The organism is Hyphomonas sp. (genome assembly GCF_041398385.1).
Lineage (GTDB): Bacteria > Pseudomonadota > Alphaproteobacteria > Caulobacterales > Hyphomonadaceae > Hyphomonas.
On record NZ_JAWKUW010000003.1, the window covers coordinates 209,351 to 221,216 of the forward strand.

15 protein-coding genes are annotated in these 11,866 nt (G+C 64.7%); 8 read left to right on the top strand and 7 right to left on the bottom strand.

Going from position 1 to position 11,866, the window contains the following annotated elements:
• The first annotated feature begins 20 nt into the window (after positions 1-20).
• The 6 genes from R3C13_RS08040 to R3C13_RS08065 all read left to right on the top strand — a co-directional run bounded on the left by R3C13_RS08040 (position 21) and on the right by R3C13_RS08065 (position 4,512).
• The gene (locus R3C13_RS08040) at positions 21-842 is read left to right on the top strand and encodes a hypothetical protein (RefSeq protein WP_371310294.1); all 822 of its coding nucleotides are present in this window, start codon (positions 21-23) and stop codon (positions 840-842) included.
• A 127-nt stretch (positions 843-969) separates the two neighbouring features.
• Positions 970-1,344: a DUF6249 domain-containing protein gene (locus R3C13_RS08045; protein ID WP_371310295.1), complete on the top strand. Its 375-nt coding sequence runs from the start codon at positions 970-972 to the stop codon at positions 1,342-1,344.
• Between the two features lie 31 nt (positions 1,345-1,375).
• Entirely contained in the window at positions 1,376-1,900 is a 525-nt protein-coding gene (locus R3C13_RS08050) for an RNA polymerase sigma factor (protein WP_371310296.1), read from the top strand.
• 12 nt (positions 1,901-1,912) lie between these two features.
• Positions 1,913-2,260 (top strand): hypothetical protein, encoded by a 348-nt coding sequence (locus tag R3C13_RS08055; protein WP_371310297.1) that lies wholly within the window; start codon positions 1,913-1,915, stop codon positions 2,258-2,260.
• A 946-nt stretch (positions 2,261-3,206) separates the two neighbouring features.
• On the top strand, positions 3,207-3,884 hold the full coding sequence (locus R3C13_RS08060; RefSeq protein ID WP_371310298.1) for a type II CAAX prenyl endopeptidase Rce1 family protein: 678 nt from the start codon (positions 3,207-3,209) through the stop codon (positions 3,882-3,884).
• A gap of 52 nt (positions 3,885-3,936) precedes the next feature.
• On the top strand, positions 3,937-4,512 hold the full coding sequence (locus tag R3C13_RS08065) for a hypothetical protein (RefSeq protein WP_371310299.1): 576 nt from the start codon (positions 3,937-3,939) through the stop codon (positions 4,510-4,512).
• Positions 4,513-4,650: 138 nt separating this feature from the next.
• Here the strand turns inward: R3C13_RS08065 and R3C13_RS08070 are convergent, their stop codons facing one another.
• The 3 genes from R3C13_RS08070 to R3C13_RS08080 all read right to left on the bottom strand — a co-directional run bounded on the left by R3C13_RS08070 (position 4,651) and on the right by R3C13_RS08080 (position 5,863).
• Positions 4,651-5,229, bottom strand: a complete 579-nt coding sequence (locus R3C13_RS08070; protein ID WP_371310300.1) for a nucleoside triphosphate pyrophosphatase — start codon at positions 5,227-5,229, stop codon at positions 4,651-4,653.
• 5 nt (positions 5,230-5,234) lie between these two features.
• On the bottom strand, positions 5,235-5,453 hold the full coding sequence (infA, locus tag R3C13_RS08075) for a translation initiation factor IF-1 (protein WP_371310301.1): 219 nt from the start codon (positions 5,451-5,453) through the stop codon (positions 5,235-5,237).
• Between the two features lie 173 nt (positions 5,454-5,626).
• Positions 5,627-5,863, bottom strand: a complete 237-nt coding sequence (locus R3C13_RS08080) for a 4-oxalocrotonate tautomerase family protein (protein WP_371310302.1) — start codon at positions 5,861-5,863, stop codon at positions 5,627-5,629.
• 148 nt (positions 5,864-6,011) lie between these two features.
• On the opposite strand from R3C13_RS08080, the gene R3C13_RS08085 reads away from it, so the two are divergent.
• Positions 6,012-7,592: a winged helix-turn-helix domain-containing tetratricopeptide repeat protein gene (locus R3C13_RS08085; protein WP_371310303.1), complete on the top strand. Its 1,581-nt coding sequence runs from the start codon at positions 6,012-6,014 to the stop codon at positions 7,590-7,592.
• On the opposite strand, the gene R3C13_RS08090 is transcribed toward R3C13_RS08085, so the two are convergent.
• Both R3C13_RS08090 and hisD read right to left on the bottom strand, forming a co-directional pair.
• Positions 7,593-8,081: a UPF0262 family protein gene (locus R3C13_RS08090; protein WP_371310304.1), complete on the bottom strand. Its 489-nt coding sequence runs from the start codon at positions 8,079-8,081 to the stop codon at positions 7,593-7,595.
• Complete coding sequence (gene hisD / locus R3C13_RS08095) at positions 8,071-9,381, bottom strand: histidinol dehydrogenase (protein ID WP_371310305.1); 1,311 nt, start codon at positions 9,379-9,381, stop codon at positions 8,071-8,073. The genes R3C13_RS08090 and hisD overlap by 11 nt, the downstream gene beginning before the upstream one ends.
• 148 nt (positions 9,382-9,529) lie before the next feature.
• Here hisD and R3C13_RS08100 point away from each other — a divergent pair, with 148 nt between their 5' ends.
• The gene (locus tag R3C13_RS08100; protein ID WP_371310306.1) at positions 9,530-9,913 is read left to right on the top strand and encodes a VOC family protein; all 384 of its coding nucleotides are present in this window, start codon (positions 9,530-9,532) and stop codon (positions 9,911-9,913) included.
• Positions 9,914-10,080: 167 nt separating this feature from the next.
• On the opposite strand, the gene R3C13_RS08105 is transcribed toward R3C13_RS08100, so the two are convergent.
• Together R3C13_RS08105 and murA are read right to left on the bottom strand one after the other, a co-directional pair.
• Entirely contained in the window at positions 10,081-10,533 is a 453-nt protein-coding gene (locus R3C13_RS08105; protein ID WP_371310307.1) for a DUF2948 family protein, read from the bottom strand.
• Between the two features lie 23 nt (positions 10,534-10,556).
• The gene (murA, locus tag R3C13_RS08110) at positions 10,557-11,837 is read right to left on the bottom strand and encodes a UDP-N-acetylglucosamine 1-carboxyvinyltransferase (RefSeq protein ID WP_371310308.1); all 1,281 of its coding nucleotides are present in this window, start codon (positions 11,835-11,837) and stop codon (positions 10,557-10,559) included.
• Positions 11,838-11,866 lie beyond the last annotated feature (29 nt).

The following is an 11,866-nucleotide window of genomic DNA, read 5'->3' on the forward strand; positions in this document are numbered from 1 at the left end:
CCTCCCTTGGAGTGCGAGCCATGCTGATAAAAGGTGCCCTTCGCTGCGTTGTTGCGGCCGCCCTGGCCAGCCTCCCGGCTTATTTAGCTGAGGCTGACAGCATCGCGCTTCAGCCCGCCAGCATCGAACTCGAGCTCGATCCGGCCACAACGATCACCCAGCTCATCACCGTTTCGAACACAGAGCGGCACACGATTTCGGTCTCACTGGGCCTTTCCGGCTGGGAGACCGACGGCGAGGGCGGAACGGTCTTCGCGTCCGCAGACGCCGAAACCGGGGCCGCGACGGACTGGGTCCGGTTCAGCCCATCCGGCTTTACCCTGAAGCCCGGCGAGGCCCGGCAGGTGCGCCTCTACATCCGTGCGCCGGACAGCGGCATTCCGGCCGGCGACCAGCAGCTGGCCCTGCGGGCCTCGACCGTCATCCCGGCAAAGGGCAAGACCGGCTGGCTGAAGCAGGAATCGGCCTCCCTGATTTACCTGACGCTCGGCGAAGCTGCTTCCTTCCCCCGGATCGTCGACAGCCGGCTCACCTTAACGGCAGACGGCAAGCCGGCCATCGGGCTCGATTTCGCCAATGACGGCAATGCCCATGCCCGCCTCAGCGGCACAATCGAAGTGCGCGGGAACGATGCCCCGCCCTTTTTCATCCCGGTCCGGGATGTCATCGTCCCGGCCGGCGCCAGCTTCGGCTTCACTGCCCCCCTGGGCCAGAAGCTGCCGGATATTCCGGTCATCGAGGTCCGCCTCGACAATCTCTTCGCCCCGCAGCAGGCCAATGAGACCGAAACGCTGGCCCCTTATCGCGTGAAGACCGAAAGTGGACGCGGCGCTTTCCGCTGATTGCACGGGCTTTTTGCGCCCGGATGAGATTTTTTCCGTCTGCCATGCATCCAAATGCGCGCCCCGCTGCATCTGACAGGCATACGAGCAGCAATTCCGCTGCCGAGTTTTCTCTAAGGAGCCTGAAATGGGTGAAGAAGTTCTCGTCCCAGTTGCCTTGTTTGGCAGCATCATCGGTATCATCTGGCTGGTGAGCTATTTCAACTCGCGCAAGCGCACCACCGTTCATGAGACGCTGCGCCATGCCATCGACAAGGGTCAGGTTCTGTCTGACGAGATGATGGTGCGCCTGTCGCTCGCCAATGACCCGGTCCGGGCCGACCTTCGCCGCGGTGTCCTGTTCCTGGCCAGCGGCCTTGCCTTCGGCTTCCTCGGCTGGATGATCGGCCTTGAAGACGGTGATGCGATCCGTCCGATGATCGGCGTCGCCTCCTTCCCGGTCTTCCTCGGTCTTGCCTATCTGGGCCTGTGGGCCTTCGGCCGTGCGGACCGGAAAGCCTGATCTCTGGCTGGTTATTGACGGAGGGCGGGACGTGCGCACAGATCCGGACCTGGCAGCAGATGCTGCACGCGGCAGCGAGGCGGCTTTCGCCGAACTCGTCCGCCGCCACCAGGGCCGCGTGCGTGGCATGGCCCGCCGGCTGACAGGATCGCAAGCCGCGGGCGACGACATCGCCCAGCTGACCTTCCTGACCGCCTGGCAAAAGATCGGAACTTATGCCGGCGGCACGTTCAGCGCCTGGATCTGCACCATCTGCTGGCGCGAGTTCCTCCAGGTCCGCCGCAAGACCCGGCCCGAGATCGAATTCGACGAGACGGCGGAAGTCATCCCGTTCGAGCGCCCGACAGACCGCCAGGACGACAAAATGGACCTGACGCGGGCGCTGGAAAAACTGAGTGAAGCCCAAAGGGTATGCGTCGTGATGTGCGTCGCCGCCGGCCTCACCCACCGCGAAGCGGCCGATGCCACCGGTTGGCCGCTTGGTACTGTGAAATCCCATGTGCTCCGCGGCGTTGAAGCGCTCCGGCAGCACCTTGAAAATGCCCAAGTGGCATGATGGAGTAGAGAGATGCGCGAAGAAGACACCTATCAGGATCTCGCCAGCCTGTTCTCGGCAGAGGATCGCCAGCTCGACGCCAAGCCCTTCGTGGATGACGTGATGCGCGGCATTCGCCGCCGGGCCCTGATGCGGAAACTGGTGATTGCCGGGGTCGGCGCGGTCGGCGCGATTGTCGCCGCCTCCCAGATGCCGAGCCTCGTGGGCGACTGGATCACGTTCGACGATGCGATCGTCACCGGGATCGCGGATGCCCGCCAGCAGGTCGGCCTGCTTGCCACGATCAACCCGCTGTGGCTCGCGATTGCCGCCGTCGCCGGCCTCAGCTTCACCGCTGTCGCCACGATGGAACGGGCCTAGGGCTCAAGGGCCAGCACGTTCGCCCGGCGCGGCAGGGCCGTCCGGTTAGAATTCCCGATTGTTGATTATTTTCCGGAGACCCCTGCGAAAGCAGGGGTCCATCTCCCGTCATTTCCAAAAGCACATGAGGCGCCACAGGGAGATGGATACCTGCGTTCGCAGGTATCTGCGGAGAGAGGAGTGCCGCGCGGCGGCGCCCGCGCATGCGGCAAGGCTCCGGAAAATCCTACGGTGAGGCTCCGGTAAGGCTCCGGACAGGTCCGGAGTGTGAAGTCCGGTGCCTGGAGGCCTTCCGGCAAGCACGAGGCCAGTATGGCCCGCGCCCAGCGTGCCAGTGCTGGCGGATCGTAAACATACAGATCATCCGTCCTCGGAGCATCGCACAGCATGGTGATGCGGATATTGCCGAAACAGTCGACAGCCAGCAGCGCCTCCTGCCCCGTCCGCTCATACCAGCGGGCGAAACGGACAAGGTTCCAGATCAGCCACGGCCAGAACAGCGGCCAGACATGATCGAAATAAGGTTTGAGGCCTGGGTGCATCGTGCGGGCAGTGTGCACACTGCTGGCGGCCTGCCGGATAGTTTTTCCATCGCAGTCGTCATCCCGAAATTTGCGCAGCAAATGTCCGGGCCCCGGATCTGCAAGCGCCACAACGCAGGCTGGGTCCCGGCTAAGCGCTTCGCGTTTTCCGGGATGACAGGTTGAGCGCGGGGATAGCGGCGCGGTCAATCCCCGCCGAACGGCGGATCCACCCGAAACCTGCCGCCGCGCCGGAAACGATTGAATGGGAAAGTCTGGCCCCAAACAGACGAAGTCGGCAGCGGAAGTTCTGTTGGGTTCCCGTCAAAGCGATCGACGCCACTGCGATAGCCCAGATCCGCTTGACATGATCGGGCGCCCTCCCGAAAGTCACCACTGGGCCCATCACCAGAGGGGGCGCGCGTATGCAATTGCTTGGATGGCGCAATACGTCGACTGATATCAAACGGCCCATTGTGTGGGCCGTGCTCGGGTTCTTCGTTTATTTCGCCGGCGTCGTCATTGGAGATATCGCTCAGGGTGTTCTGGCGCCTCCGCTATCATTGGGCTGGGGCCAACAAATTTTCGGCGCCTTGTTCGTCTTCGGCTTTGCCAAACTCATAGGTCGCTCCACAGGAATTCTCGCGCTAAAGGAGCCAACAGGACTTTGGCCCTTTTGGATGGTGCTGGTCGTCATTTTAATTGTCGGCGCATCCCAACTTGCGGGAGGCATGCTTGGATTATCGCCTGAAGCCCATGGAGTGGAGTATTTTGCCTATCAGGCCACCATGCCGGGGCTCAGTGAAGAGCTTGGTTTTCGTGGCCTCCTGCTGGGTCTCCTGTTCTGCGCGCTAAGACGACACACGCAAGCAGGCTGGGCCGCCCTTCTCGCCGTTGTGCTGGCTGCGCTGCCCTTCGGCGCGCTCCACCTGTTTGAATATTCAGGCCGGGAGTTTTTGATCGTGTTTACGTTCACCGCCTTTGCTGGCATTTTGCTCGGCGGATTGCGGCTGGTCTCAGGGTCCCTTTGGCCGTCAATCCTCGCACACAATGTCGCCAACGTGTTGATTGGCGTCGTCGACATGGTGCTGTTGAGCGGATGAGTGATATCTAGACGAAGCCCGGTCTATTGCGAAGTTTGATGGTGAGAGAGCGATGGCCCGACTAGCGATGATTGTCATTGCATGCACTGCTTTATTGGCGGCGTGCGTGACGCGTGATCCTTATCCCGAAGACTGGGCGTCGCCGGATGTAACGCTAGGCTGTCCGGCACTTGATGGAACTTTTGAGCAGGTTGGCGTCGAGGCGGGCAAGCAGAGCGACCCGAAATCGGGTTCGAATATCCTGCTCAGCCACATCCTGCGTCTCAACGACGATCTCACATTCGCCGCACATGCGAACGCGGACAGGACAGTTCTATCCAAGTCCGGGGATATGCTGACGATAGAGGCGCGGGCAGGCAGTGAGGTGGTCACATCCTGGTCTATCGAACTCAATGAAGCGGAATGTGAAGGTGGCTGGCAAATCTATCAGGACGCGCGAAGCGGTATTGTGGGCAGCCACACCAACGCTGTTACGGGAATGGCATGGAAAAAAGTCAGATTGAGCCGGGCGCAGGACGGCGCACTCGTCGTCGAAGCTACGGAAGGCGGCGTGGGTGCAGCGTTTCTAGTCATTCCTGTGGCCGGACAGGATAGCGCCCTGTACCGGTTCGAGGCGCGGGACGAATAGCGCTGGACTCCCGCTTTTGCTGAAGACGTGCTGGAAGAGGCGGCACCAAGCCTGTCTCCTAATGCAAATGACCGCTTCCGGAGAATGGCTGTCGCTGAGTGGCGTGTCCTCAGATGTCAGCTTCCATGGCCATTCCTGTCACCCGCGCCAGCCCATTCCCTCAAGCAGGGCCTTGGTCTCGTAGAGCGGCAGGCCGACGATGGCGGTGTAGCTGCCGGAGATGTGGGTGATGAAGGCGCCGGCCATGCCCTGGATGCCGTAGCCGCCGGCCTTGCCCTGCCATTCGCCGCTGGCGACGTAGGCGGAGATTTCCTGATCGGTCAGGCGCTTGAACTTCACGCGGGCGAGCACCGTGCGGGCGCTGACGCGGCCATCGGGGGCGCGGACGGCGAGGCCGGTGATGCACTGGTGCGCCCGGCCGGACAGGAGGCGCAGGAAGGCTTCGGCCTCGGCTGCGTCGGCCGCCTTTTCGAGGTTGCGCTGGCCGAGGGCGACGACCGTGTCGGCCGCCAGCACATAGCCCTCTTCCGGACAGGCGGCGGCCTTTTCGCGCGCAAGGCGTTCGGCGAGGGCCCGGGGGCTCTCATCCTTGCGGCGGGTCTCGTCGATGTCTGTGGGGCAGATGGCGTCCGGCACAATGCCGATCTGGGCGAGCAGGTCCCGCCGCCGGGGGCTGGCGCTGGCAAGGATGAGCCGCGCGGCCCCGGAGGACGCCATGGGACTTAGCGGAAGCGGTAGGTAATGCGGCCCTTGGTCAGGTCATAGGGCGTCATTTCGACCATCACCTTGTCGCCGGTGAGCACGCGGATGCGGTTCTTGCGCAGCTTGCCCGCCGTGTGGGCGATGATTTCGTGGTCGTTCTCGAGTTTCACGCGGAAGGTCGCGTTCGGCAGCAGTTCGACAACCGTGCCTTCAAATTCGATCAGTTCTTCCTTCGACATGCAGTCTCCAAATCAGGACGGGCCGATGCGCCGCCACCCGTTTATATAGGGTGCGCCTTATACTTTTGCAGGGATTCCGGCAAGCTTTGGGAGTCACCCGCCCCGAAACGGAAAAAGCCGGATGCGGGGGTGGCGCCCGCATCCGGCCAGTTCCGGGGAGAGGAGTGAGGGGGTCAGGCCGGTTCTTTGACCGCTCCGGCCGCCGCCAGGGCATGGACATCCGCGGCCGTCAGCGTCTTGCCGCCGATCCCCCAGTCGCCCTGTTCGAATTCCTGGACGCGGACCCAGGTGACGCCGCGCATCGCTTCGCCTTCGATGGCCAGCATGGCATCCGTCACGCGCTCAATCATTTCGCGCTTCTGGGCCGGGGTGAAAACGTCCTTGATCACGTCAATGTTCACGAGGGGCATGGGTGTATTCCTTTTCTTTCGGGGTCTTGCAGCTGCGGGACCATCCCGCCGCCGATGAACAGGGTGTACCCCGCCCCGCCCCGGCAAACTTGGAGGAGATCTGGAGAAATGCTGGAGAAATCCGGGCTTTTGCCTAAGGTCGGCGGGGATGATCTTTCTGTTCGAGGATTTCGAGCTGGACTCCGCGAAGTTCGAGCTCAGGCGCGGCGGCGAACGCATCGCCGCCGAGCCGCAGGTATTGTCGCTGCTCCTGCTGCTGGCAGAGAACAATGACCGCCTCGTCAGCAAGGACGAGATTGTCGAGAAGATCTGGGACGGGCGGGCGATTTCCGATGCGGCGCTGTCCAGCCGGATCAAGTCTGCGCGCCAGCTGCTGGACGATGACGGCAAGGCCCAGCGCCTGATCCGCACCGTGCACGGCCGCGGCTTCCGCTTTGCCGTGGTGCCGCAGATCCGACGTGTGGCGCTTCCGGTGACCGTGTCGGAGCCCGAACACGCCCGGTCAGACCTTCTGCCGGATGCCGATGCACCGCATGCCGGCGCGACCAAGCCGTCCATTGCCATCCTGCCCTTCCGCCTGGTCGGCGTTGCGGGCGCCTATGCACCGCTGGCCGAGGCGCTGCCGCATGACCTGATCACCAGCCTGTCGCGGCTGCGCTGGCTGTTCGTGATTGCTCGGGGCTCGTCTTTCCGGTTTCGCGGGATCGACCCGGACCTGGCCCAGATCCGGTCGGTCCTGGGCGTCGCTTACTGCCTGTCGGGCGTTATCGAGATTGTTGGTACGCGGATGGCTGTCTCGGTCGAGTTGGCCGACACGCGCACCGGCGGCGTGATCTGGAGCGAGCGATATGCCGGCGATGTCGGCAATATCCATGAAGTGCGCGAGCAGATCGTCGCGCACATCGTCTCGGAGCTCGACGTTCATATCCCGCTGCACGAAGCCGGCAAGGCGCGCCTGGTGCCGACGGAACATCTCGACGCCTGGTCGGCCTATCATCTGGGTCTTACGCACATGTTCCGCTTCACGCGGCGGGATAATGAACAGGCCGGCATCCTGTTCACGCACGCTCTGTCCAAGGATCCGGGCTTCGCGCGCGCGCTGGCGGGACTGTCCTTCACCCGGTTCCAGAATGCCTTTCTTCGCTACACGCCGGACATTGCCGCCGAAATCACAGGCGCGCGGGATGCCGCCGAGCGCGCGATGGCGAACGATCCGCTGGATCCGTTCTGCAATCTCGTGATGGGCCGGACGCACTGGATCGAGAAGGATCTTGAAGGCTCGAGCAGCTGGCTCGACCGGGCCGTGCAGCTCAACCCGAACTATGCCCAGGCCGTCTATCTGCGCGGCCTGACGCAAACCATGATCGGGAACAGCGAAACTGCAGATCCCGACCTTGGCCTTGCCATGAAGCTCAGTCCGCTGGACCCGCTGCACTATGCGATGATGTCGACGCGCGGCATTTCCCTCATGCTGCGCGGGAAACATGAAGACTCAATCCAGTGGGCCGAGCGGGCGGCACGGGCGCCGGGCGCGCATGCGCACATCGCGCTGGTCGCCGCAGCAGCACAAAAAATCGCGGGCCATGATGCCCCCGCCCGGCGCTGGGTTGAATCTGCCCGCCAGCGTGCCCCGAACATCAGTACCGAGGCTTTCCTGGAGGCGTTCCCGTTCGCCGATCCGGACCAGCGCGCCCTGATCGAAAACGCCTTGAAATCCCTCGGCGCCTGATCAGCCCGCCGCCCGCGCCTGCCCCGCATGAAGGGCGCAGATGAGGGTGAACAGGCGGCGGGCGGTGAGGAAGTCGACCTCCACCTTGCCTTCCAGCCGCTCGGCCAGCAGTTCCGATCCTTCATTGTGGATGCCGCGCCGGGCCATGTCGATGGCCTCGATCTGGTGCGGTGTCTGTGTACGGATTGCTTCGTAATAGCTGTCGCAGATCATGAAGTAATCGCGGATCACGCCCCGGAACGGGCTGAGCGAGAGGATGAATGTGTGCACTTCATTCCCCGCCTCGTCGCGGATGGCGAAGACGAGCCGCCGCTCGGCCTGCGACAGGGCAAGGATGTAGGGCCCCTGATCCTTATCGATCAGCTTGAAGCTGTTTTGCTCGATCAGGTCGAAGATGGCGACACGCCGTTCATGCTCGGCATCCGGGCCGGATGCGCCGAGGGTTTCGTCGTCGATCTCGACGCCGATCAGCCGGTTCTTATCCCCCATCGCCGCCTCCGGCATTGGTGCGGATGGTGATGGAGCGGGCATGGGCCGGCAGTCGCTCGGCCTCAGCAAGGCGCAGGGCCGCCGGCGCCAGCGCCGCGAAACCTTCCGCGCTCGCGCGCTGCACGCTCATCCGCTTCAGGAAGTCCATGAGGCCGAGGCCGGAGGAGAAGCGCGCGGCGCGGCTGGTCGGCAGGACGTGGTTGGAGCCCGTCACATAGTCGCCCAGCGCTTCGGGCGTGTGGTGGCCGAGGAAGACCGCGCCGGCATGGCGGATCTTCGGCAGCAGCGCATCCGGATCAGCCACGCACAGCACGGCGTGTTCCGGCGCGACCATGTTGGAAACTTCCGCCGCCTGGTCGAGATCGCGCACGGTGACGATAGCCCCGTGGGCGCTCCACGAGCGGGAGGCGCGCTCGGCCGTGGCGAGCGATTTCAACTGCTTATCCACAGCGCTATCCACAGCCTTGCCCACAGCCTGATCCACAGTGATCAGGATGGACTGGGAGGACGGGTCATGCTCGGCCTGGCTCAGCAGGTCTGCAGCCACCCAGTCGGGATTGGCGCTGCTGTCGGCAATGACGAGGATTTCCGACGGGCCGGCAATCGTGTCGATGCCGACGCGGCCGAAGACCTGGCGCTTGGCCTCCGCGACGAAGGCATTGCCGGGGCCGACGATCTTGTCGACCGCCTGCAGGCGCCCTGCCCCGAAGGCCAGCGCGCCGACCGCCTGCGCCCCGCCGATGGGATAGAATTCGTCGATCCCCGCGCGCAGGGCCGCATAGGCGACGGCCGGGGCCATCTCGCCCTTCGGCGCGGGCGCGACCATGACGATCCGCTGCACGCCCGCCATCTTGGCCGGCACGACATTCATCAGAACGGAGGAGGGATAGCTCGCCCGGCCGCCCGGCACATAGACGCCGACGCTGTCGAGCGCCGTCCAGCGCCAGCCGAGTTCCACGCCGGCGTCATCCGTGAACGAATGGTCGGCCGGCATCTGGGCGCTGTGATAGGCCGCAATCCGGTCATGCGCGAAGTCGATGGCTTCCTTCAGGTCCGCCGGGCATTCGGCGGCGAGGGCGGCCATGTCGACATTGTCGGACTGAAGCGTCGTCGGGTCGAGCTGGAGTTCGTCGAACTTGGCCGTGTAGGAGGCGACCGCCTCCCCGCCCCGTGCGTCGACATCGTCGAGGATCTTGGCGACGATGCCCGCTACGTCATGCCCCGTCGCGCGCTGTTCCCGGAGGAAGCGGCGGAACCGGGTGTCGAAATCCGGTGCGGTGGCATCAAAGGTGCGGGCCATGGGGGGCTCCCGTTATTCCAAGCCCCGCTTCATGGCCTGTCAGTCCGCCGCTGGCAAGGCGGCGATTCGGCGCTTTTGCCGGTTGGTCTTGGCGAAATTGCCGGAGGGGCATAGCCTTCTCTCCGGCAAGGGCGGGGAGGACCGGACCATGTACAGCCACACGACGCTCGGAACGAACGACTGGCAGGCGGCCCGGCCCTTCTGGATCGCCGTCATGGAGGCGCTGGGGAACCCGATCCTGTTCGAGTATGACCGCGGCATCGCCTTCGGCGAGGCGACCGGCCCGAAACTGTTTGTGGGGCCGACTTTCGACGGCCAGCCGGCCACAAACGGCAACGGCACCCACGTCGCCTTCATCGCGCAGGACCGGCCCACGGTGGACGCCTTCTACGCCGCCGCGATGGCCAATGGCGGCTCGGACGAAGGCCCGCCGGGCCCGCGGCCGCATTACCATCCGAATTATTACGGGGCCTATGTGCGGGATCCGGACGGGAACAAGATCCAGGCGGTGTGTCACCGGAAGGTGGGGTAAGCCCTCACCTCCCACTGCCTGCGGCAGCGGGCCCCTCCTCTCCCCGAGGGAGAGGGGTTTGACCCGGCGCCGCCGGAACATATCTGCGATGGCTCAAGAACAACCCCTCTCCCGCTTGCGGGAGAGGGGGGACCCGCGCGGCGCAAGACGCGTGGGAGGTGAGGGCCCTAACGCTTCCGGCGCTCGTGGTTGGGCGTGTGCCTTGTGTTCCAGACATAGTCGCTGTCCATCAGGGTCGCGTCGAGAGCCTCGACGGTGAGGACGATCTCGCCGTCGCCGGCGAAGAGCAGCGTGACCTTGCCGCCCGGCGGCTCGGCGTCCGGCGTGAAGGTGACCTGCAGCAGGGAGAGGATCAGTTCCGGGTCGGCTTTGGTGATCGCGCGGGTCTTCACGCCCATGACGCCATCGAAGGCCAGCAGCGAGCGGATGCGTTCGGCTTCGCGGCGCTTTTCCGTGCCCTCTTCCCAGCGGAAGCGGTTGATCTCCAGCGAGAAGCGGCGCTTGCGGGCCTCGTAGACAAGGTTCTCCGCTTTCACCACCGCGTCCTGAACGGCAGCGGAGATGATTTCGAGGTCTTCGGCCTCTTCTGCCAGCAGGCGCAGAGGTTTTGCGTCGGCCATGGTCAGCCCCTTCCCGTCAGTCCCTACTCGTCCTCGCCCGACCGGCGTTCGATCTGCGCGCCGCAGGCGTTCAGCTTGGCTTCCAGCCGCTCGAAGCCCCGGTCGAGGTGATAGATGCGGTTCACCACGGTTTCCCCCTCGGCGGCAAGCCCCGCAATGACAAGGGAAACAGAGGCGCGCAGGTCCGTCGCCATCACCGGCGCGCCGGTGAGGTGCGGGCGGCCCTTCACGATGGCCTCCTGCCCGCGCACCTGGATGTCGGCGCCAAGGCGCGAGAGTTCCGGCGCGTGCATGAAGCGGTTCTCGAAGATGGTCTCGCGGATGACGCTGGTGCCCTCGGCCAGCGTCATCAGGGCCATGAACTGGGCCTGCAGGTCTGTCGGGAAGCCGGGGTGCGGCTGGGTGGAGACGTTCACGGATTTGAGGCGCGTGCCGTTGCGGCGGATGCGCAGCGTGTTTGCCGCCTCGTCGGAGTCGACCGTGACGCCCGCCTCGCGCAGCTTCGCGATCATGGCGCCCAGCGCCTCGACCGGGCAACCGTCCAGCGTGACGTCCCCACCGGCCGCCGCGGCGGCGAAGGCATAGGTGCCCGCCTCGATCCGGTCCGGCATGACGGGATAGGTCGTGCCTTTCAGGGCCTCGACCCCCTTGATGCGGATGACGGCCGTGCCGGCGCCGGTGATCTGGGCACCCATGGCGTTGAGGCAGTCGGCGAGATCTTCAATCTCGGGCTCGCGCGCGGCGTTTTCCAGCACCGTTTCGCCGCTGGCCAGTGTGGCGGTCAGCATGGCGTGTTCGGTGGCGCCGACGCTCGGCATGGCAAAGTTGATGTGCGCGCCCTTGAGGCCATGGATGGCGGCGGCCTTCACATAGCCCTGCTCCACTTTCAGGTCCGCGCCGAGGGCTTCCAGCGCCTGCAGGTGAAGGTCCACCGGCCGCGCGCCGATGGCACAGCCGCCGGGCAGCGAGACGGTCGCGTGGCCGGAGCGCGCGATCAGCGGGCCCAGCACATTGAAGCTCGCCCGCATCTTCCGCACCTGGTCATAGGGCGCGATCGTGCTTTTCAGCTCCGCGGCGTTCAGGTGGCAGGTCGACTCGCCCTTCGGCCAGTAGACTTCCACGCCAAGGGTTTCGAGCAGCTGCGCAAGGAAACGCGTATCGGCGAGGCTCGGCATATTGGTGAGGGTCACCGGCTGGTCTGTCAGCAGGCAGGCGACCATGAGCTTCAGCGCGGAATTCTTCGCGCCGGAAATCGGGATACGGCCATTGAGCGGCGTGCCGCCCTGAATGATGAGTCTGTCCATGGGGCGCTCTTATACCGTGCTTCGCGGTT

Bases quoted from the DNA above. Each gene is read 5' to 3' on its own strand.
- R3C13_RS08040 (WP_371310294.1), top strand. From the start codon at position 21: ATGCTGATAAAAGGTGCCCTTCGCTGCGTTGTTGCGGCCGCCCTGGCC.
- R3C13_RS08045 (WP_371310295.1), top strand. From the start codon at position 970: ATGGGTGAAGAAGTTCTCGTCCCAGTTGCCTTGTTTGGCAGCATCATC.
- R3C13_RS08055 (WP_371310297.1), top strand. From the start codon at position 1,913: ATGCGCGAAGAAGACACCTATCAGGATCTCGCCAGCCTGTTCTCGGCA.
- R3C13_RS08060 (WP_371310298.1), top strand. From the start codon at position 3,207: ATGCAATTGCTTGGATGGCGCAATACGTCGACTGATATCAAACGGCCC.
- R3C13_RS08065 (WP_371310299.1), top strand. From the start codon at position 3,937: ATGGCCCGACTAGCGATGATTGTCATTGCATGCACTGCTTTATTGGCG.
- R3C13_RS08070 (WP_371310300.1), bottom strand. From the start codon at position 5,229: ATGGCGTCCTCCGGGGCCGCGCGGCTCATCCTTGCCAGCGCCAGCCCC.
- infA (WP_371310301.1), bottom strand. From the start codon at position 5,453: ATGTCGAAGGAAGAACTGATCGAATTTGAAGGCACGGTTGTCGAACTG.
- R3C13_RS08080 (WP_371310302.1), bottom strand. From the start codon at position 5,863: ATGCCCCTCGTGAACATTGACGTGATCAAGGACGTTTTCACCCCGGCC.
- R3C13_RS08085 (WP_371310303.1), top strand. From the start codon at position 6,012: ATGATCTTTCTGTTCGAGGATTTCGAGCTGGACTCCGCGAAGTTCGAG.
- R3C13_RS08090 (WP_371310304.1), bottom strand. From the start codon at position 8,081: ATGGGGGATAAGAACCGGCTGATCGGCGTCGAGATCGACGACGAAACC.
- hisD (WP_371310305.1), bottom strand. From the start codon at position 9,381: ATGGCCCGCACCTTTGATGCCACCGCACCGGATTTCGACACCCGGTTC.
- R3C13_RS08100 (WP_371310306.1), top strand. From the start codon at position 9,530: ATGTACAGCCACACGACGCTCGGAACGAACGACTGGCAGGCGGCCCGG.
- R3C13_RS08105 (WP_371310307.1), bottom strand. From the start codon at position 10,533: ATGGCCGACGCAAAACCTCTGCGCCTGCTGGCAGAAGAGGCCGAAGAC.
- murA (WP_371310308.1), bottom strand. From the start codon at position 11,837: ATGGACAGACTCATCATTCAGGGCGGCACGCCGCTCAATGGCCGTATC.